The organism is Citrobacter sp. R56 (assembly GCF_016811995.1).
In the GTDB taxonomy this organism is placed as follows: domain Bacteria; phylum Pseudomonadota; class Gammaproteobacteria; order Enterobacterales; family Enterobacteriaceae; genus Citrobacter_D; species Citrobacter_D enshiensis.
This window is the reverse complement of record NZ_CP069159.1, coordinates 2,182,311-2,203,627: the sequence shown is the minus strand read 5'-3', so window position 1 is coordinate 2,203,627 and position 21,317 is coordinate 2,182,311. Positions and strand designations below refer to the sequence as shown.

16 protein-coding genes and 1 pseudogene are annotated in these 21,317 nt (G+C 51.0%); 10 read left to right on the top strand and 7 right to left on the bottom strand.

Features of this window, described 5'->3' with window-relative positions; genetic code table 11:
- Positions 1-5 precede the first annotated feature (5 nt).
- Together JM656_RS10535 and JM656_RS10530 are read right to left on the bottom strand one after the other, a co-directional pair.
- Entirely contained in the window at positions 6-197 is a 192-nt protein-coding gene (locus JM656_RS10535; RefSeq protein ID WP_203361095.1) for a YnbE family lipoprotein, read from the bottom strand.
- Positions 194-2,833, bottom strand: coding sequence for a YdbH family protein (locus tag JM656_RS10530; protein ID WP_203361094.1), 2,640 nt, complete (start codon positions 2,831-2,833; stop codon positions 194-196). The genes JM656_RS10535 and JM656_RS10530 overlap by 4 nt, the downstream gene beginning before the upstream one ends.
- Before the next feature lie 729 nt (positions 2,834-3,562).
- On the opposite strand from JM656_RS10530, the gene JM656_RS10525 reads away from it, so the two are divergent.
- From JM656_RS10525 to hslJ, 3 genes are all read left to right on the top strand, one after another.
- Positions 3,563-4,927: a GGDEF domain-containing protein gene (locus JM656_RS10525; protein ID WP_203361093.1), complete on the top strand. Its 1,365-nt coding sequence runs from the start codon at positions 3,563-3,565 to the stop codon at positions 4,925-4,927.
- Positions 4,928-5,194: 267 nt separating this feature from the next.
- Entirely contained in the window at positions 5,195-6,184 is a 990-nt protein-coding gene (locus JM656_RS10520) for a 2-hydroxyacid dehydrogenase (RefSeq protein WP_203361092.1), read from the top strand.
- A gap of 112 nt (positions 6,185-6,296) precedes the next feature.
- Positions 6,297-6,719 carry a heat shock protein HslJ gene (hslJ, locus tag JM656_RS10515; RefSeq protein ID WP_192612319.1) on the top strand — a complete coding sequence of 141 codons (423 nt, stop codon included), beginning with the start codon at positions 6,297-6,299 and terminating at the stop codon, positions 6,717-6,719.
- Positions 6,720-6,730: 11 nt separating this feature from the next.
- On the opposite strand, the gene JM656_RS10510 is transcribed toward hslJ, so the two are convergent.
- Positions 6,731-6,997: a DUF333 domain-containing protein gene (locus JM656_RS10510; protein ID WP_203361091.1), complete on the bottom strand. Its 267-nt coding sequence runs from the start codon at positions 6,995-6,997 to the stop codon at positions 6,731-6,733.
- A gap of 276 nt (positions 6,998-7,273) precedes the next feature.
- On the opposite strand from JM656_RS10510, the gene nifJ reads away from it, so the two are divergent.
- The 4 genes from nifJ (at position 7,274) to uspF (ending at position 13,183) form a co-directional block, all read left to right on the top strand.
- The gene (gene nifJ / locus JM656_RS10505; protein WP_203361090.1) at positions 7,274-10,798 is read left to right on the top strand and encodes a pyruvate:ferredoxin (flavodoxin) oxidoreductase; all 3,525 of its coding nucleotides are present in this window, start codon (positions 7,274-7,276) and stop codon (positions 10,796-10,798) included.
- 367 nt (positions 10,799-11,165) lie between these two features.
- Positions 11,166-12,299 (top strand): porin OmpC, encoded by a 1,134-nt coding sequence (ompC, locus tag JM656_RS10500; RefSeq protein ID WP_203361089.1) that lies wholly within the window; start codon positions 11,166-11,168, stop codon positions 12,297-12,299.
- Between the two features lie 153 nt (positions 12,300-12,452).
- Positions 12,453-12,668, top strand: coding sequence for a KTSC domain-containing protein (locus tag JM656_RS10495; RefSeq protein WP_203361088.1), 216 nt, complete (start codon positions 12,453-12,455; stop codon positions 12,666-12,668).
- 80 nt (positions 12,669-12,748) lie between these two features.
- Positions 12,749-13,183, top strand: coding sequence for a universal stress protein UspF (gene uspF / locus JM656_RS10490; protein WP_203361087.1), 435 nt, complete (start codon positions 12,749-12,751; stop codon positions 13,181-13,183).
- Positions 13,184-13,228: 45 nt separating this feature from the next.
- On the opposite strand, the gene JM656_RS10485 is transcribed toward uspF, so the two are convergent.
- The gene (locus JM656_RS10485) at positions 13,229-14,746 is read right to left on the bottom strand and encodes a cyclic diguanylate phosphodiesterase (protein ID WP_203361086.1); all 1,518 of its coding nucleotides are present in this window, start codon (positions 14,744-14,746) and stop codon (positions 13,229-13,231) included.
- A 140-nt stretch (positions 14,747-14,886) separates the two neighbouring features.
- Between JM656_RS10485 and JM656_RS22295 the strand changes: the two are divergent.
- Together JM656_RS22295 and ttcA are read left to right on the top strand one after the other, a co-directional pair.
- Positions 14,887-15,051 (top strand): annotated as a pseudogene (locus JM656_RS22295) (site-specific integrase); the annotation flags it as partial.
- Between the two features lie 40 nt (positions 15,052-15,091).
- Positions 15,092-16,027 (top strand): tRNA 2-thiocytidine(32) synthetase TtcA, encoded by a 936-nt coding sequence (gene ttcA, locus JM656_RS10480; RefSeq protein WP_203361085.1) that lies wholly within the window; start codon positions 15,092-15,094, stop codon positions 16,025-16,027.
- A gap of 45 nt (positions 16,028-16,072) precedes the next feature.
- Here the strand turns inward: ttcA and dbpA are convergent, their stop codons facing one another.
- The 3 genes from dbpA to zntB form a co-directional block, all read right to left on the bottom strand.
- Complete coding sequence (gene dbpA / locus JM656_RS10475) at positions 16,073-17,446, bottom strand: ATP-dependent RNA helicase DbpA (protein ID WP_203361084.1); 1,374 nt, start codon at positions 17,444-17,446, stop codon at positions 16,073-16,075.
- 29 nt (positions 17,447-17,475) lie between these two features.
- Positions 17,476-17,658: a hypothetical protein gene (locus JM656_RS10470; protein WP_203361083.1), complete on the bottom strand. Its 183-nt coding sequence runs from the start codon at positions 17,656-17,658 to the stop codon at positions 17,476-17,478.
- A 266-nt stretch (positions 17,659-17,924) separates the two neighbouring features.
- Positions 17,925-18,908 carry a zinc transporter ZntB gene (gene zntB / locus JM656_RS10465; protein WP_203361082.1) on the bottom strand — a complete coding sequence of 328 codons (984 nt, stop codon included), beginning with the start codon at positions 18,906-18,908 and terminating at the stop codon, positions 17,925-17,927.
- 286 nt (positions 18,909-19,194) lie between these two features.
- On the opposite strand from zntB, the gene JM656_RS10460 reads away from it, so the two are divergent.
- Positions 19,195-21,309 carry a bifunctional diguanylate cyclase/phosphodiesterase gene (locus tag JM656_RS10460; protein ID WP_203361081.1) on the top strand — a complete coding sequence of 705 codons (2,115 nt, stop codon included), beginning with the start codon at positions 19,195-19,197 and terminating at the stop codon, positions 21,307-21,309.
- Positions 21,310-21,317 lie beyond the last annotated feature (8 nt).

Here is a 21,317-nt window from a genome sequence, read left to right as displayed (position 1 = left end):
TGACCTCAGAATAAATCGCTGCGCGACTTCAGTAAGCTTTCCACGTCTTTATCCACTTTGATATGAATCTCATGTTCAATTTTGACATTCATATTAATGGTGATGGGCTCTTTCGGTGCGGCGACTTCAATACGGGGCGTACAGCCGGTCACTAACGCAGAGGCACACAGCGCCAGCATGGCAGTCATCATTTTCATTGTGGTTCCTCACATTCCTTGCCTTCCGGGCAATGGGTTTCTGGCAACGCTGTATTTTGTTCTAGCCATGCCTGTAAATTGTCGCCAAAACGCAGGCTGCGCCAGAGCGTAAACACATTTTCTTCATGGGTGTAGTTCAGGTTTACCCGCCCCACTTTTCCATCAACGCGACTGCTGCCCGCAATCGTCGCCTGCATGGTCAATACACCCAAATTATCTAAATTGATTTTCGTCCAGGAATGGGCAATTTCCATATAACGTAGCCAGTTGATCGCGGCACCCGCAGCCATATTGTCTTTGACCACGGCATCGGCAGTGTCTTTATCAATTCGCAAAGTCATGGGGCCAGGATTCGTCAGCCAGCCATCTTTGATGATCCATTTTTCATTGTTTAACCACAGCGGTAACGCACCGCTAACCGGGCCAGACATGGCGAACTGTTTCGGGTTAACAGCGCTGATAAGCTCGCTTGACGAGATGTTCTGTACCCGCAGGAGTGCCGGATCGTGCTGTGGCATCCGCAACTGCTGCATGGTGACTTTCCCGCCCAACACATCGACGCTGACATCGCTTAACAGCAGAGGATCCTCTTCGCTCCAGGGATAATTCCCCTGCAGATCGGCCGTTATATTTTTCGCCGTCACCTGGTTGATGACTTCAGCGATACGCAACGACACCGGCCCCCGCGTCCCCAGTTGCCAGACGCCTGCGCTAAAACGAAACGGCAGCACAAAATCCACGCCATTGATTTCGTTGTCAGGCATCCACGCGCTACCGCCTTTCAGCACGCCGTGACCGCCCGCTTCAAAACCCTGCTCTTGCGCGGCAGAGAATGCAATCTGCGCATACAGCTCGCCTTCGCGTAATTTCATCTTCCATTCAGGCGGTATTAACGGCTGAAAGACCGTCAGTGACTGCTTTGGCCACCAGGCCTGCCCGCGCAGACGTACGCCATCCCAGCGCCCGATCACCCGTACCGGACCGATAGCCCCCGCGTGCAGATCGCCTTTATATTGGAAAAACGTCGGATCGCGACCTTCGACGCTGAATTTCAACGTTGAAGGCGGTAACACACTGCCGCCGGTAAAGGTTGTTTTCCCCGCATCAAAGGACAATGCGCCGCTAAAGGCGGGTTTCTTCGCGTCGCGAACCCACACTACCGGCTGTTCGAGTATCAGACGCGGGCTGTCCACCTTCATGGTGCCGTACTGCAGTTGGTCAAATCCGGTAGACAGATCGGTGAGGGTGATCGTTTCGTCATGCCACTCGCCCCGACCGGCGACGTCCCAGTGGGCATGCATCGGGGTAAAACTGCCCGTTCCCCAGTAGCGCCACTGCCAGCGCCCCGCGTCCGGAAGAAAGTCATTCGCCATGCCATCCAGGTGCAGGACAAAATCACCCATTTTATTCTCGTGAGCGCGCAAAATGGCCTGCAAGCGGCCATCGACCCCACGCGGCGTCACCTTCACGCCCGCCAGCGGCCAGCGGATCTCATCAATATCCAGAGAGTCGATGACCCGACCACGGGAACGCAGCAATGCGCCTGGCGCGAAGTCCAGTTGCGGCGCGGCCAGACTCCCGGTGAGTTGTGCAGGCAAAATGGCGTAGAAAATCAGATCGCCCTGTTTCGCTTCCCCGGTGACCTGCAATGGCATCTCACTGTTATCCATGCTGAGTTTCCCCGGTCCGAACGTCAGCACCGCGTTCCCTTTCCCCGCATCACCCTGGGTAAGCACGTTCAACCGCCCGCTCACGAGCGCATTTTCGGGTCCGGCCTGCCAGTTCTCTATTTTGAGCCCCATCCGCCCGCTGAGCGGAAAGCCCTGATATGGCCACGCCCAGCGCCCGTCGCTAATGGTGAACTGTTGACGCGTCACTTCCCAGGGGAGATCCAGCAGCGGATCCGGATTATCGCGCGCCATCACCACCAGTTGCCCGGCGTTGTCCTGCCAGTCAATTTCGGCATCCACCAACGAGGGTTCTTGCGGCAAACTGAGTGTGGTCACGGCATGGCCGCTCACGGGCAGCCCATCGGGCACGAGCGGCAGAGTGAACTCCCCGACCAGTTTCACCGGCGGCTGTTGCTCGAAAGCGGACACTTCCAGTTCACTGACGGTGAGCGTCTGCCCGCGCAGGTGACCCTGGAATGTGACTTTATCGCCCTGATAACGGAGTTGCTGGAGAGTGGGCGTCAGAGAGACAGACAGTTTCCCCTGCCACTCCTGCCAGGGCGAAAGGATAATTTTGTCGATATTAATCCAGGTATTCGGCAGCATCGACTGCCATTCAGCCAGCGTTTTGGGGGCTGCAGGTGATTGTGTGGCCTCGGGGAGTTTTGCCAGACAGGCTGAATCAAGCTCGATTGTGCCAACGTTTAACCGCCAGCGGCTCGGGTGAGAAAGTCCGGCCTCGGTGACCTTCGCTAACTGGCAGTCGCCGACCAGGTAGCGCAGTTCAGGAATATGTAATCCATCACGCGTAAGACGCGGACTCTTATCCAACGCGATACGCGTACCCACGGGCAGCCAGATCCCTGCCAGTGTGGGAACCCATAACCCCAGCGTCATAATCAACGTCAGCGGTATCAGGGTCAATAATAGAAGTAGTGCGAGAACGGCTTTATATTTACCCTTCATGGGTAGTTAATGTCCTGATTTAGCAAAAAATATAGCCGGTTAAGGCCCGTATTGTGGCATGTTTGATGGTTCACTTGAACAAGGCGCCACTAATAAGGATAGATGCTCTTGAATTATATGTAATATTTATAGAGTACAGATTTTTCATAAAGATATCTAATTAATCAGATACATAGCACTCAAGGCCCTCGCGGCAATAGTGTGCAATTTTGCTGCCAAATACCCCACAAGCCCCCCAGATACCCCCAGAATCTGGATATCTGACGCCAGATAAGTGCGATTCCCGAAGCGCTTTCCAGAACCCCAATTCTCTCATTGACGGTGAACATCAACGCAAGCGCCGCGGGATGTACACTGAGCGATACAGTCGCAGGAGTATTCTTCGATCAGTTTTTGGGGTTGCTTATCATTCATTCCGGAATCGGTTGCCTGTGAGTACCACGTAGCCCATCTCTCATCTTTACCCGACTCGCTATGAAGGGAGTAAACCGTACAAGGCGGATTAAGACGCTACGACGGCGAGTGGTGGAGGCGTTATTCTGAACACGTCTGGTTTCAGTATCGCTTTAATATATAAGGGCAAAAAAACAAACAAACGATCCACAGATGCCTCAGCATCTTTTTATACAGATAGCAAACTTAATTTAGTCCGAAAAAAAAGCAAATTTAATCAAAAATGTAATATGTAAAATTGACATAATATTATGATATCTTTTATTGAGCATCATCATGATCACTTCATTGCAAACAAAACACAAAAATAATATAACGCTTTTTTCACTATTATCTATCAGTGCATTCTTGCTTCTGTGGCTCACGCCTTTAAACAACAACCATTACGCGCTTTCACTCTACCCAATCATTGCCACTTTTACGGGTGCCCTGTACATCCAGATAGGTAGCTTTATGATAATGAATTATTTAAGCTACCGTAAAAACAAACATCTACTGCCCCTGGCATGCGCGTTTCATAGTTCAGGGATACTTTTATTTATTGCACTCTACATTTATTTCGCACATTCAGTTCCTAAGAGTATCATTTTTAATGACATTGCTATATTACATACTCTGCGAACAACGCTCACTACCGGTTTGTTTATCGTCGCCCTATATTTATATAAAAAAGAAAAAAACCAACAAAAATATCAAAAAGTTATTGTTTGTTCCGTTTTCCTCTGGTGCATTTTACATCTGGTAGTCGCTGTTCTTTACTCAACCAATACACTGCCACTGTCTTTACAACTGATCGATCCTGTCACCTTCGAGTGGTTATTTCCCTGGCACGGATTGGTTATCTGCTTTTTTATCTCACTTTGGGTAGGTATCGTGTACTTTATCCTCAGCCTGACTCAACTAAAAAACCAGTTCTGGCTTAGCATGTCTCTCGTGGCGTTGAGCAACCTACTGATTTTTACTACGTTATTTAAATATTCCTATATGAACTCAGCTGGCTGGTATCTGGCCCGGGGAGTGGAATGCCTGAGTTCAATGGCGGTGATGACCGTATTAATGTCCGATATATTCCATCGCTTTAAAGCGTCACGCCAGGCCTATGAGCTTTCGTACGAGAATTCAGTTCGCGATCCCATGACCCGCCTGTTTAATCGCGGATTTTTTTATAATTCGCTAAGCCATGAAATCAAAAGTATTCACCCACAAAAGCCACTCAGTATCATTTTTTGCGATATTGATCATTTCAAATCAGTGAATGATACGTGGGGGCATTTGCAGGGAGACAGAGTCATTATCAAACTTGCAGAATTAATGGTAAATCTGGTTCGGGAGCGCGATATCGTTGCCAGAATTGGGGGGGAGGAGTTTGCGATTCTACTCCCTGACTGTGATTCAGAAAGTGCGCAAAATATTGCCGAAAGGATGCGAAAACAGATAGAGCAGGCAACCCCCGCAACAACGAACGGTGATTTCCCACGAACCATCACTGTCAGCCTGGGGATCGTTTCTTCGGTTGATTGTGCGGTGGCTGCCGAGCAACTCGCTGATTGGGCAGATCGCGCACTCTATATGGCAAAAAACCAGGGGCGCAATCAGGCTGTCGTCTTTCCCCATGCACTGATGTCGCAAAGTACCGTGTGATCGTCGATTGGCCACAGCCTCCATTCTCCTGAATGGAGGCATCACCTCCCCCCTCAGTCAACAACCCAAATCACATCAACGAATGCCTGTGGCGCTGTCTCAGGGTGTCGAAAGTAAAGAACGCGATCTGATTTTAATGAGCTACGTGCATGGACTACAGATGCTCTAGAATTATTCATTATGTCTATGTCTATCAATTACTTTTTAGATTTTGTAAGATAATTTTAATCATGTTAATGTGAAGCCATTATCACTGGAGAAAGTCTTATGAAACTCGCTATCTATAGCACTAAACAGTACGACAAGAAGTACTTGCAGCAGGTTAACGAGGAATTTGGTTTTGAACTTGAATTTTTTGACTTTCTGCTGACCGAAAAAACAGCAAAAACGGCGTATGGCTGCGAAGCGGTGTGTATTTTTGTTAACGATGACGGCAGCCGTCCGGTGCTGGAAGAGCTGAAAAAGCATGGCGTTAAGTACATCGCCTTGCGTTGTGCCGGGTTCAATAATGTGGATCTGGATGCGGCAAAAGAACTGGGGCTGCAGGTTGTGCGTGTCCCAGCCTATTCTCCTGAAGCCGTGGCTGAACATGCGATAGGCATGATGATGACGCTCAACCGTCGTATCCACCGCGCTTATCAGCGCACCCGTGATGCGAACTTCTCTCTGGAAGGTCTGACCGGTTTTACGATGCACGGTAAAACCGCCGGGGTAATCGGTACGGGGAAAATTGGCGTTGCCACGCTGCGTATTCTGAAAGGGTTTGGCATGCGTCTGCTGGCGTTCGATCCCTATCCCAGCGCCGCAGCCCTTGAACTGGGCGTCGAGTACGTCGATCTCCCCACTCTGTTTGCCGAATCGGACGTGATCTCCCTGCACTGTCCGTTAACGCCGGAGAACTACCATTTGCTCAACCACGCTGCATTTGATCAAATGAAAAATGGCGTGATGGTCATTAACACCAGTCGTGGCGCGCTGATCGATTCCCAGGCGGCAATCGATGCGTTGAAAAACCAGAAAATTGGTTCACTGGGGATGGACGTTTACGAGAACGAACGCGATCTGTTCTTTGAAGACAAATCGAATGATGTGATTCAGGATGACGTTTTCCGTCGCCTTTCAGCCTGCCATAACGTGCTGTTCACGGGACATCAGGCCTTCCTGACGGCTGAAGCGTTGATCAGCATTTCTGAAACGACGTTACAGAACCTGAATCAGCTTTCCAACGGCGAAACCTGCCCGAACGCACTGTTCTAACCTTTTCGCTCCCCTGCCGTCAGGGGAGCATTTTCAGATAATCACCAATGATTTATCTGACCATATTATTATTATGGTAAATATTCCCCATTATCGAATGTAGAGAACCGTCATGCAAAAAATCGTCACGCTGGTTGCACTCAGCATGCTAATGGCTGGTTGTGTGAGTAACAGCAAAGTGTCCGTTAACAGCGATCAGCTTCAGCACCACCGTTTTGTTCTTGAGAGCGTTAACGGCAAGCCGTTCCCCGCCAGTAAAAATCCCCCGGAACTCAGTTTTGGTGAAAAGATGACGGTTTCGGGAAAAATGTGTAATCGCTTCTCCGGCGAAGGCAAACTGTCTGACGGCGAACTGAAAGTGAAAGAGATGGCGATGACGCGCATGATGTGTGCCGATCCGCAGTTAAACGAACTGGATAACACTATCAGCACCATGCTCAGGAAAGGTGCGCAGGTAGACTTAACCGCCAACCAGTTGACACTGGCGACGGCGGAACAGACGTTAACGTATAAACTGTCAGATTTAGTGCAGTAAATCGGCTGCGATTAATAGCTGCCGCAGCTCCCGGCGGCGAGCGACTGTTCACTACAGCGTTTGCCGTTGGGTAATGCGCACATGCCGATGGCCGAACCATCAAGCTGGCGAGCTACTGAGAGCGAACCGCCAATCATGGCGCAACTAGCCTCACCAGAGCTGGACATTGCCGCTCTTAACCCGGGCGTCACATGCGCTGCCGTTGCCTGCTGAACAGGTTCACTACTGCAGGCCGACAATAATAAGGCGGCACACCCCACCAAAAATGCTGCGCGCATTTCTCTCCCCTCTAAAAATTTACCCAGGACAACACCGCCATAAATAATAGGCAGCGGAATCTGCGGCGTCGAGAGGCAATGTGCGCATTTATGCGCCCTGGTTACATTTTCTGGCAATTTTTTTCGCGTCTGTTTGATCAAACACTTCATTCTTTTTAATGCATGGACACAAAAGCGAAAATGCGGCCCGACGGAGTTTGCTAAAATTAGTGCATAACTACAGGACTCGCCGATGTTTCGCGCGTCCCTTTATTTTGCGCAATGTAAGGGTGTCATATGATTACTATTGACGGTAATGGCGCGGTTGCTTCAGTCGCATTCCGTACCAGTGAAGTTATCGCCATCTACCCGATTACGCCAAGTTCAACAATGGCTGAGCTGGCAGATGCCTGGGCCGGAGACGGGCTTAAAAACGTGTGGGGGGACACCCCGCGCGTCGTAGAAATGCAGTCGGAAGGCGGCGCAATCGCCACTGTTCACGGCGCATTACAGACCGGGGCATTGTCTACCTCGTTTACGTCCTCGCAGGGTCTGCTGCTGATGATCCCGACGCTGTACAAACTGGCGGGTCAGCTTACCCCGTTTGTCCTCCATGTTGCTGCCCGTACCCTCGCCACACACGCGCTGTCTATTTTCGGCGACCATTCCGACGTGATGGCCGTTCGCCAGACCGGTTGCGCCCTACTGTGTGCCAGCAGCGTTCAGGAAGCCCAGGATTTTGCGCTGATTTCGCACATTGCTACCCTGAAAAGCCGCGTGCCGTTTATTCATTTCTTTGATGGTTTCCGTACCTCACATGAGATTAATAAAATTGTCCCGCTGGCCGATGACACGATCCTCAACCTGATGCCGCAGGCTGAAATTGATGCGCACCGCGCCCGCGCACTGAATCCGGAGCATCCGGTGATCCGCGGTACGTCGGCCAACCCGGACACCTACTTCCAGTCTCGCGAGGCGACCAACCCGTGGTATAACGCCGTTTACGACCACGTTGAACAGGCGATGGATGACTTCGCCGCCGCCACCGGGCGTCAGTACAAACCGTTTGAGTACTACGGTCACCCGCAGGCCGAACGCGTCATCATTCTGATGGGCTCCGCGATCGGCACCTGTGAAGAGGTGGTGGATGAGTTGCTTACACGCGGCGAAAAAGTCGGCGTGCTGAAAGTCCGTCTGTATCGCCCCTTCTCCGCTCGCCATTTACTGCAGGCTTTACCGGAATCCGCACGTGTAGTTGCCGTGCTGGATCGCACCAAAGAACCTGGCGCGCAGGCGGAACCGTTGTATCTGGATGTGATGACGGCTCTGGCCGAAGCCTTCAATGCCGGTGAGCGCGAAACCTTACCGCGCGTCATCGGCGGCCGTTATGGTCTCTCTTCAAAAGAGTTTGGCCCGGACTGTGTACTGGCTGTCTTTAACGAACTGAACAGCGCTAAACCGAAACCACGTTTTACGGTAGGTATTTATGATGATGTGACCAATCTGTCACTTCACTTGCCTGAAAACACCCTTCCCGGCAGCGCAAAACTCGAAGCGCTGTTTTATGGTTTAGGCAGCGACGGTAGCGTTTCAGCAACCAAAAATAATATCAAGATTATCGGTAACTCAACGCCGTGGTATGCGCAGGGGTATTTTGTCTACGATTCCAAAAAAGCGGGTGGCCTGACCGTTTCGCATCTGCGAGTGAGTGAGCAGCCGATCCGCTCTGCGTATCTGGTGTCCCAGGCGGATTTCGTCGGCTGTCACCAGGTGCAGTTTATCGATAAATATCAAATGGCAGAGCGTCTGAAACCGGGCGGTATTTTCCTGCTTAACACCCCCTACCACGCCGATGAGGTGTGGTCGCGGCTACCGCAGGAAGTGCAGGCGGTACTTAACCAGAAGAAAGCCCGTTTTTACGTCATCAATGCCGTCAAAATTGCCCGTGAATGCGGTCTGGCTGCCCGTATCAACACCGTCATGCAGATGGCGTTCTTCCACCTGACGCAAATTTTACCGGGCGACAGTGCGCTGGCGGAGTTACAGGGCGCGATTGCGAAAAGCTACAGCAGTAAAGGCCAGGATTTGGTCGAGCGTAACTGGCAGGCTCTGGCGCTGGCCCGTGAGTCGGTCGCCGAAGTTCCTCTGCAGGCGGTGGATCCGCGCAGTGCGAATCGTCCTCCGGTCGTTTCCGACGCCGCGCCTGATTTTGTGAAAACGGTCACCGCCGCGATGCTCGCCGGTCTTGGCGATGCCCTCCCCGTTTCCGCGCTGCCACCGGACGGCACCTGGCCGATGGGCACCACCCGTTGGGAAAAACGCAACATCGCTGAAGAGATCCCCATCTGGAAAGAAGAGCTGTGTACCCAGTGTAACCACTGCGTCGCCGCCTGCCCTCACTCGGCCATCCGCGCCAAAGTGGTGTCACCTGAGGCCCTGGAAAACGCGCCGGCCAGTCTGCATTCGCTGGATGTGAAATCACGCGATATGCGCGGTCAGAAATACGTTCTGCAGGTTGCGCCTGAAGACTGCACCGGGTGTAATTTGTGTGTCGAAGTTTGCCCGGCGAAAGATCGTCAAAATCCGGACATCAAGGCCATCAACATGATGTCGCGCCTTGAGCACGTTGAAGAGGAGAGAATAAATTATGACTTCTTCCTCAGCCTGCCGGAGATTGATCGCAGCAAACTGGAACGTATCGATATCCGTACCTCGCAGTTGATTACGCCGCTGTTCGAGTATTCCGGTGCCTGTTCCGGCTGCGGCGAGACGCCATATATCAAGCTGCTGACGCAGTTGTACGGCGACAGAATGTTGATCGCCAACGCCACCGGTTGTTCTTCAATCTATGGCGGCAATCTGCCTTCAACGCCTTACACCACCGACATTCATGGTCGCGGGCCTGCATGGGCGAACTCATTGTTTGAAGACAACGCCGAGTTTGGCCTGGGCTTCCGTCTGACGGTGGATCAACACCGGGTACGCGTTTTGCGCCTGCTGGAACAGTTTGCAGAGCAGATCCCCGCAGAATTAAATGATGCGCTGCATGCCGATGCAACGCCGGAAGTGCGCCGCGAACAGGTCGCCGCTTTACGCCTGCATCTTAAAGATGTAGACGCTGCGCGTGAGCTGTTAACCGATGCCGATGCGCTGGTAGAAAAATCGATCTGGCTTATCGGCGGTGACGGATGGGCCTATGATATTGGCTTTGGCGGTCTTGACCATGTATTAAGCCTGACCGAAAACGTCAATATTCTGGTGCTGGATACCCAGTGTTACTCCAATACCGGTGGGCAAGCGTCGAAAGCGACGCCGCTGGGGGCAGTGACTAAATTTGGCGAGCACGGGAAACGTAAGGCACGTAAAGATTTGGGCGTCAGTATGATGATGTACGGTCATGTTTATGTCGCACAGATCTCATTGGGCGCGCAACTGAACCAGACGGTGAAGGCGATTCAGGAAGCCGAATCTTATCCGGGACCGTCGCTGATCATTGCCTACAGCCCGTGTGAAGAGCACGGCTACGACCTGGCGTTAAGTCATGATCAGATGCGTCAGTTAACGGCGACCGGCTTCTGGCCACTGTATCGCTTTGACCCACGTCGGGCCGATGAAGGTAAACGACCGCTGGCGCTGGATTCTCGCCCGCCGTCAGACGCGCTGGCCGAGACGTTGCTCAACGAGCAGCGCTTCCGTCGCCTGAATACCCAACAGCCGGAAGTGGCCGAGCAGTTGTGGAAAGATGCCGCGGCGGATCTGCAAAAACGCTATGACTTCCTTGCCCAATTAGCCGGGAAGGCAGAAAAGAGTGATACGGAGTGATCCTGAAAGTATAAAATTAGCTTTCAGATAAAAAAAAGCCCGAACAATCGTTCGGGCTTGTCAATTTATTCGCTGGGAAATAAATACCCATCGCAATGGCCAACGAAAAAAGCAAAAAGTGACAATAAAGGCATATAACCCGCGCAGAATATCGCAACAAGTTTCGCTTGTATAATTTTTATTTTGTATATATCACACCAATACATTCACGAAAATTATCACCATTTCAACTGAATTATTTATTTAAGATTTTACTTAACACGTAACAATTCATACTTATCGATTTACGGAACTTCTCATTTAGCATGCTTTCACTCCCTCATATGGGTAGTCACAGGTAATTAAAAAAAACTAAAGGATTATTTCGATGAAAAGAAAAGTACTGGCCCTCGTTATTCCTGCCATGTTAGCCGCAGGTGCTACCCACGCCGCTGAAGTTTATAACAGCAACGGCAACAAATTAGATCTTTACGGTAAAGTAGTCGGTCTGCACTATATGTCTGACGACGCCAGCAGTGATGGCGATCAGTCTTATATGCGTATGGGTTTCAAAGGCGAAACTCAGATCAATGACGAACTGATCGGCTTCGGTCAGTGGGAATACCAGGTTAACACCAACAGCACTGAAAGCGACCACGGCAACAACTTCACCCGTCTGGGTTTCGCGGGTCTGAAATTCGGTGACTACGGTTCATTCGACTACGGCCGTAACTACGGCGTAATGTACGACGTAGAAGGCTGGGTGGATATGCTGCCAGAATTCGGTGGCGACTCTTACACCAAAGCGGATAACTTCATGACCGGCCGTGCCAACGGCGTTGCCACTTACCGTAACAACAACATGTTCGGTATGGTTGACGGCCTGAGCTTCGCGTTGCAGTTCCAGGGCGCTAACGAAAGCCAGGTTACTGACGAAAATGGCCAGGAGATCCAGGAAGGTACTGGTAACGGTAACGACAAACGTAATATCAAAAACTCCAACGGTGACGGTTTCGGTATCTCCACCTCTTACGACTTCGGTATGGGCGTAACCCTGGGTGCGGCATACACCTCTTCTGACCGTACTAACGAGCAGGTTGAATTCTCTACTGCAGGCGGCGACAAAGCTGACGCATGGACTGTCGGTGGTAAATACGATGCGAACAACATCTATTTCGCTGCAATGTACTCCGAAACCCGTAACATGACCCCGTATGGTGACAGCTACAACACCATCGCCGACAAAACACAGAACTTTGAAGTGACTGCTCAGTACCAGTTCGACTTCGGTCTGCGTCCGAACATTTCTTACCTGATGTCTAAAGGTAAGGATCTGGGCACCGACGGTGACCAGGATCTGGTAAATTATGCTGAAATCGGCCTGAGTTACTACTTCAACAAAAACATGTCCACCTTTATTGATTACAAAATCAACCTGCTGGACGAAGACGACAGCTTCTATGCTGACAACGGCATCGCCACTGACGACATCGTAGCACTGGGTCTGATTTACCAGTTCTAAGTCTACCGGCCCGCTGGAAACAGCGGGCTACTCTCCCTTCCCTGCCCTTCATAACACTGTTTTATTTCTGCTAAAACAATATATCTGTTGCGTAAAAATCCCTGACTGATAGATGATAGCTGGCATAAGAACCTGTCATATAGGACGCCTGCCATGCACCATCATCCTGTAAAATCATCGCGCATTGCATCCGTCGGTTATGATGAAACATCCCGCACGCTGGAAATTCGCTTTCATCAAACGGATGCACTTTTACAATATCAGGATGTTCCCGCCCGTATATTTCATCATTTTCTTAGCGTTGTCTCGAAAGGACGATTTTATGACGGCGTTATTAAGGGAAAATTCCCGGAACGGAAATTGAAATGACACAAAATGTGACTCCCGTCATTATACATAAAGTGCCATTAGGGGGTAGAATCCAGGCGGATACTTAAACAGGAGGTTTTATGAGCAGAATGATTCTTGTCCCTATCGATATTTCAGATTCAGAATTAACTCAACGCGTAATTGCCCATGTCGAAGCGGAGGCAAAAATTGACGACGCACAGGTCCATTTTTTGACCGTGATCCCGTCACTGCCCTACTATGCCTCGTTAGGTCTGGCGTATTCGGCTGAGTTACCCGCGATGGACGATCTGAAAGCCGAAGCAAAATCTCAGCTGGATGATATTACCAGGAAGTTCACTATCCCCAGAGACAGAGTGCACCTGCATGTTTCGGAAGGCTCTCCGAAAGACAAAATTCTGGAAATGGCGAAAAAGTTACCGGCCGAGATGGTGATTATTGCCTCGCATCGCCCGGATATCACCACGTATCTGCTTGGCTCCAACGCCGCCGCCGTGGTGCGTCACGCGGAGTGTTCCGTGCTGGTTGTTCGCTAAACATGGCAGCCCGCAACAGCGTTGCGGGCTTTTAAGCGATTTTCGTTACAAAGAAATCCGGTGAAAGCCAAATAACAGCGCGGGCGCCAGTCGATAAAAAGGCACTGGACGCCAGAAATAATACCCCTGTAAAAAATGAATCCCTTTTGAATTCAAGTAGTCAGCCTGATGCTGCGTTTCAACGCCTTCTGCGATGATTTTTAACGACAGCTTTTTCGCCATATCAATAACGCAGTCAACCAACAGGGTTGAATCCGGGGAGTTGCTGATCCGTCGCACAAAGCTTTTATCAATCTTAATGAAATCAACCGGAAATTCGTTGAGATAAGAAATGCCAGAATAGCCGGTACCAAAATCATCCAGCGCCACCAATACACCATGGCTACGCAGACGGGCAAACATCGAGAGGGTTTTCGGCGTCAAGGCCATCGGTTCCCGTTCTGTCACTTCCAGTACCAGCGTGATTTTTTTGGCGGACAATGCATCCAGTAAATGCAAGCAGTCATACTCCAGCACTTCGCTTTGCCCATGCGCCGCACTGATATTGATACCAATATGCAAACCTTCCGGTAAGTGCGGCATCACCGGAGTAAGATCATCGATAACCCGCATCATGAGCTTATGTGTCAGTTCGATAATCAGACCGGTCTTTTCTGCTAGAGGAATAAAAACGTCAGGCGGAATAAAGCCCGCTTCAGGATGCTTCCAGCGAGCCAGTATTTCGAAACCGTCAATTTTTCCACTCGCCCCATTCACCACCGGTTGATAAAAAGGGACGATCTCTCCTTTGTCGATGGCCCGGCGCAAGTTCTCTTCAGGGGTCGTATATTTACTCAGGTAACGATGGAGTATCCACCCGGTGATTAGCGACATGATCGCAAGGATAGCGGTAAGAAAACCGCCCTGGGAGATCAAACGTCCCAGACTGAAAAAAGGTGGTGGGTCGTATTCAATTCTGAAAGGATAACGCAACGATTGCTGATGCGCCTTGTCCTGCCGAACTGACGTGAAAGGTCTGACAACATCATTGTAATCTAACATTTTATTACCTACCACGAGGGTAAGCTGTATTCGGTTTGACGCGGTCTTGAGCGCGGTGTTGAGATGTACAAACCCAATACTCGCCCCCACATAACCAGAAATGCCCGGCGCCAGATAAAAGAGCACTGGCGTTCCCCCGGTGATTTCATCGCCTGGATAGAGCGTAAGACTGGCCGCCGTCGATTTATCTTCGTGAATTTTTTGGGTCTGACTCCCCAGCAGTGAGGAACACCATACTTCGTGATTACGGATCAGAACGACATAACGTAAGTGTGGCCCCATTGCCGCTTCGCGATTCAATATCCGTTGTGCATCGGGAGTACAGGAACCGGCCGTCAGCGGGCGAACAACGCTAACCGCTTTTATGGTCTCGTCCACCATACTGTCTGCCAGGGATACCGACAGTTTTGCTTCCTGTACTCTGTCTGTATATGCCGCGCGCCAGAGTTGCCAGTTCAGCGCCGTAACACCGACAATAAAAAACACGAAACCACAGAGTAAGGAGACCAGCGTTGCTCGCATAATGGCTTTCCAGTTTGGGATATTTTTTATAGCTTTCCTGAATCGTAAAAATAGCCTGCTTTCAGGAAAAAAGTGTGATTAATCAATAAATATTGAAATTACCCGTTATCAGCATTTTCGACGCGCTGAGAACACAGGTAAAGGCAGAGCCCTACACGGCGCGCAGTCGCCTTGGTGCAAGATAGAACGTTGCTATAAAACGTGCTGACATTCGTCGCCGTAATCCGTACCATACGCGACATACTTTTGCCTGTTGGCTTTTGCCAGCCGGAGCTAACCCGTCATTTATCACTAACCAGATGGGCATAATAACGCGCCCACTTTTGGTGTCTGAGACAGTAAATAATGCAAGAAAATCAAGAAGTAACAAAGAAAGAACAATACAACCTGAACAAATTACAAAAACGTTTGCGTCGTAACGTGGGCGAAGCGATTGCTGACTTCAATATGATTGAAGACGGCGACCGTATTATGGTGTGCCTTTCCGGCGGGAAAGACAGCTACACCATGCTGGAAATTCTGCGTAATTTGCAGCAAAGCGCGCCGATCAGTTTTTCTCTGGTTGCCGTTAACCTTGATCAGAAGCAACCCGGTTTCCCGGAGCATATTCTGCCGGAGTACCTCGAGCAGTTAGGCGTAGAGTATAAAATTGTCGAAGAAAACACTTACGGGATCGTAAAAGAGAAAATCCCGGAAGGTAAAACGACCTGTTCCCTCTGCTCACGTCTGCGCCGCGGGATTCTTTATCGCACGGCGACTGAACTTGGCGCGACAAAGATTGCGCTTGGTCACCATCGTGACGACATTCTGCAAACGCTGTTTTTGAATATGTTCTACGGCGGTAAAATGAAAGGTATGCCGCCGAAGCTGATGAGCGATGACGGTAAACACATTGTCATTCGCCCGCTGGCCTATTGCCGCGAAAAAGACATTGAACGTTTTGCGCAGGCCAAAGGTTACCCGATTATTCCGTGTAACCTTTGCGGCTCACAGCCTAATCTGCAACGTCAGGTGATTGCCGACATGCTGCGTGACTGGGACAAACGTTACCCGGGGCGCATTGAAACCATGTTCAGCGCAATGCAAAATGTGGTCCCTTCTCACCTGAGCGATATCAATCTGTTTGACTTCAAAGGGATCAAGCACGGTTCCGACGTCGTGGACGGTGGCGATCTGGCGTTTGACCGCGAAGAAATCCCACTGCAACCCGCAGGCTGGCAGCCTGAAGAAGACGAAAACCAACTGGATGAATTACGACTGAATGTCGTCGAAGTGAAGTGATCTTTCAGCGTCTCAGGTGTGATACCTGAGACGCCCTCTTAACGCTTATTTCAACAAACGAACCCGGCAATTCTTGCCTTTAATCTTCCCGTTTTGCAATTGTTTCCACGCTTTGTGCGCGACCGACTGGCGAACCGCCACGTAGACATGCGCCGGATGCACGGTAATCTTGCCAATGTCGGCGCCATCCAGACCCATATCACCGGTCAACGCCCCCAGCACATCGCCAGGACGCATTTTGGCTTTTTTGCCGCCGTCGATACACAGCGTCGCCATCTCAGCCTCCAGGGGCACAATCGGGCTGCTTCCCGGCGTCACCAGCCAGTTGAGTTTAAGCTGTAACATTTCGGACAAAATATTCGCGCGCTGTGCTTCTTCCGGCGCGCAAAAGCTAATGGCCAGCCCGCTGTTACCCGCACGGGCGGTACGACCAATACGGTGTACGTGAACTTCCGGATCCCATGCCAGTTCGAAGTTGACCACCAGTTCCAGCGATTTGATATCAAGACCACGGGCGGCGACATCAGTTGCTACCAGCACGCGGGCGCTGCCGTTTGCAAAGCGAACCAACGTCTGGTCACGATCGCGCTGTTCAAGATCGCCGTGCAATGCCAGCGCGCTTTGCCCTGCGGCATTCAGCGCATCGCAAACTGACTGGCAATCTTTTTTGGTGTTACAGAACACCACGCAGGATGCTGGCTGATGCTGGCTGAGCAATTTTTGAAGCAGCGCAATTTTGCCGTGCGAAGAGGTTTCAAAAAATTGCTGTTCAATCGCCGGAAGCGCGTCGACAGAGTCGATTTCGATGGTGAGTGGGTCCCGCTGAACCCGTCCGCTGATAGCAGCGATAGCGTCAGGCCAGGTGGCAGAAAACAACAACGTCTGACGCGACGCGGGGGCAAAACGGATCACCTCGTCAATGGCATCGCTGAATCCCATATCGAGCATACGATCGGCTTCGTCCATCACCAGTGTATTCAGGGCATCCAGTGAAACGGTGCCTTTTTGCAGGTGATCGAGTAAGCGCCCTGGCGTTGCCACAATGATATGCGGCGCATGCTGGAGAGAATCACGTTGAGCGCCGAAAGGCTGCCCGCCGCAGAGCGTCAATATTTTGGTGTTGGGCAGAAAACGCGCCAGACGACGCAACTCTCCCGCGACCTGATCGGCCAGTTCGCGGGTGGGGCAAAGCACCAGGGATTGCGTCTGGAACAGACCCGCATCAATATGCTGCAAAAGCCCAAGGCCAAATGCGGCCGTCTTACCACTGCCGGTTTTTGCCTGCACGCGGACATCACGCCCGGACAGAATGGCTGGCAGCGCGGCAGCCTGTACCGGCGTCATCTCAAGGTAACCCAACTCGTTAAGATTCTCGAGTTGGGCGGTAGGCAAAACATTCAGGGTTGAAAAAGCGGTCACAATAAAATCTCGTCGTAAATGGCTGGTAATCAGCAGGCGCGTATCCTCGCAGATCTCAGCTTACGATGCGACATTTTAATCGGTTCTTCATCTGGCGGCGGATCGGGCATAGGCTGCGGACGAGGAATGGGGTCGGGCATCGGTATCGGATCGGTTGGCAGGGGTTCCGGCTGACGCGTTTGTAGGTGCAGTAGGGTTAAAAAACGGTTCATGTTACCCTCCGGTCGTTCAGGCTGACACTTTTAGGGTAGTCCCGCAGGCAAAAAAAAGCCGACTAATCTAAGTCGGCGTCGTACGAATCAATTGTGCTATGCAGTAATTCAAAAAAGGAAGTAAGACAATATGGAGCGCAACGCCCATCGCTTGACGTTGCATTCACCTGCGAGAGAGATATTGCCCCGAATAGGTAGATGGTTTATTGACTTCGCTCAAACTATACGGCGTTTTCACACTCGCACAGGGCAAAAAATCGTTGATGTTACAACCATTTACTGCGATGCAACCATAAAGTAACACCGCTAATCAGCACCACTAACAGAATGCAAAACAGGGAAAACCCAAATCGCCACCCCCCGCCGGGTATTCCGCCAAGGTTAACGCCGAACAAACCGGTCAAAAAGGTGCTTGGCAGGAAAACCATTGCCATCAATGACATGGTATAGGTTCTGCGAGACAGTGATTCCTGCATCACCTGCGCAATTTCATCGGCCATAATGCCTGTGCGCGCGATACACGCGTCAATCTCATCCAGCCCTCTTCCCAGGCGATCGGCAATGTCCTGCATCCGACGACGCTGATCGTCATTCATCCACGGCAGACGCTCGCTGGATAACCGCGCGTAAACGTCTCGCTGAGGCGCCATGTATCGGCGCATCACAATTAGCTGTTTACGCAGCAACGCCATAAAACCTCGTGGTGGAATTTGCTGATCGAGAAGGTTGTCTTCCAGGTCGATAATTTTATCGTGAAGCTGTTCAATAAACTCGCTGGCGTGGTCGGTTAATGCATCGCAAACATCCACCAGCCAGCGGCCGCAATCTTCTGGGCCAGTGCCTTCCTGCAGATCGCTCACCACATCATCCAGCGCCAGGACTTTACGCTGCCGGGTGGAGACAATCAGACGCTCATCCATATAGAGACGCATCGCAACCAGTTGGTCGGGGCGTTCGTCGGTATTGCCATTGATGCAGCGTAAGGTGATTAACGTCCCTTCCCCCATCCGGCTCACTCTTGGACGCATGCTTTCGCCCGCCAGCGCGCTGCGCACACTGTTGGGCAGTAACGGCGTGGTCGCCAGCCACTGCGCGCTGTCAGGATGGGTATAATTAAGATGCAGCCAACAGGGGTGCGCGTTGTCAATAATGTCGTTATCTTCTAACGGCTTCACGCCGCCATTGCCGTCCAGCAGCCAGGCAAAGACAGCATCCGGTACGTTAACTTCCGATCCCTTAATGGCTTCCACAACGCCTCCACAGTCATTCATTCTCACCGATAGTCTAGCCTTCGGCGCATGTTAAGCAATATCTCATTATCCCATTGTGCTGAAATGATTCAGAAATATCGCTCAACTCGCCCACAGCTTCACTCCGCTTGAGTATCCCCTCCGGTGCCATTTCTGTTCCGGTTTCCGCTCTGCAATGTGGCGCATTTATGTAAAATATATGTTACTAATTAGCATGTTTTACCAGGTCGCTAGCACAAATTACTGCTAGATTTATCTCCACGATATTCTCTCAATGGAGAGCCAGATGTTGCACGTTGCCTGGGACCCCGTTCTGATTGGCATTTCGTTTTTAGTCGCTTTTATCGCTTCTTTCGTTGCCCTCGACAGTGCCGGTAAAGTGGCGATCTCCAGTCGTCGTGGGTCGGCTTTCTGGCGTTTTTCGGGTGGAGCGACACTTGGCATGGGCATCTGGTCAATGCATTTCATCGGGATGCTGGCGATGAAAATGAGCATGCCAATGAATTATCATTTTCTCCTCACCGCGTTATCGTTGCTGATCGCCCTGGTGGCCGCCACGCTGGCCATCACTATCGCCATTTCCGGCGATACGCTTTCAAGAAAAAGGCTCGTGGTGGCGACAGGAATTTTGAGTTCTGGCGTGGTGAGTATGCATTATGTCGGGATGGCCGCCATTCTGGAGCATTCCGCTATTATCTGGGATGCGAGCCTCATTTTGCTCTCCGTCGTCATTGCCGTGGTCGCCTCCGGCGCCGGATTGTGGCTGGCATTTCATCTACGACAACATTCCCGCAGAGTGCTCATCAATCGTCTTATCGCCGCGCTGGTGATGGCGCTGGCGATTTGTGCGATGCATTACACAGGCATGGGGGCAGCCACATTTACGCATTATGCGCATACACAGCACACCGGCATCAATACGGTCGAGTTGTCGGTCTGGGTTTCTGCCATTACGCTGATGATTCTGGGTATTATGCTGATTATTTCGATGGTCGATTCGCAGTTGCGAACCTCGCGACTGGCAGACAATTTACATCAATTAAATTCCCGTCTTGAATACCAAACCCAGTTTGATGCCCTCACCGGTCTTGCTAACCGCACACAAATCGATATGTGCCTGCAAGATTGTCTGCACCATTGTGCCCTGCACCAGCAACATTTTGCCCTGGTGTTTATTGATTTAGACCGGTTCAAGATGGTGAATGATACGTGGGGCCATCACATTGGCGATCAGCTACTGATTGCCAGTGCACAGCGGATCCAAAAATGCCTCGACGACACGATGACGCTAGCCCGACTGGGCGGGGACGAGTTTATTCTGCTCGTGCCGGGGAGCACGAAAGCATCACTATCCTCCTTACTGACGCGGATTGCCGGGGAAATCAATACCCCCTTCTCGCTCTCCGGACACATGATTCGTGTCTCGCTGAGCGCCGGGAGCAGTTTTTATCCTGAACATGGTTCCACGCTGCACGACCTCAAAGTGAAAGCCGACGTGGCCATGTACCATGTTAAGCAGAAAGGCAGAAATGGCTGGGCGATTTATACGCCTGAAATGGAGGCCCTTGTGGCCTCCGCGGCAGGGATCCTGCAGGGCCTCCCTCTGGCGCTCGAGCAACATCAATTTGAGTTGTGGTTTCAGCCTAAATACACGGCCGGGGACCATGCTCTCACCGGTTTTGAGGCATTACTTCGCTGGCGGCATCCTGAACAAGGACTGCTGTTGCCGGGTGTATTCCTGCAAGCGCTGGAAGATACAGGGCTTATCATTCCGGTAGGAAACTGGGTGATTCAGCAAGCCTGTTTCCAGCTTAATCAATGGAAACAACAAGGGCACCCTGAATGGTCACTGGCCATCAATCTTTCCCCCACCCAATTTGAGCAACATGATATCGTCGACATTGTTTCTGAGTCGCTGAAACGTTATCACCTCTCGCCGACGCAATTAACGCTGGAAATCACTGAAAGTGTTGCCTTTAAAAATTTATCGCGCAGCGTCGAAATATTGAATACATTTTCTGAAGCAGGGATCATCGTTTCTATTGATGATTTCGGGACCGGTTATTCAAATATGTTGATGTTAAAATCACTTCCGGCCCGTGAGTTAAAAATTGACAGGGTATTTATTAAAGATCTCGGTGAAAACAGCAAGAATATGAAAATAGTGTCTACTATTATCGACATTGCGCACTCTATGAATATGCGCGTGGTCGCTGAAGGTATCGAGACCCCTGAGCAAGAAATGCTGTTAACCCGCATGGGCTGCGGCGTTCTGCAAGGTTTTTTGTTTGCAAAACCGATTCCAGCGAATAGAATCCCAGAATTGATCCAAAGAGACAGTATCGTAAAGCAGTTGAAAGCTGTGTCCCCATTAACTCCGCAGCAAACTATTTCGCTGTAAGAGATTGA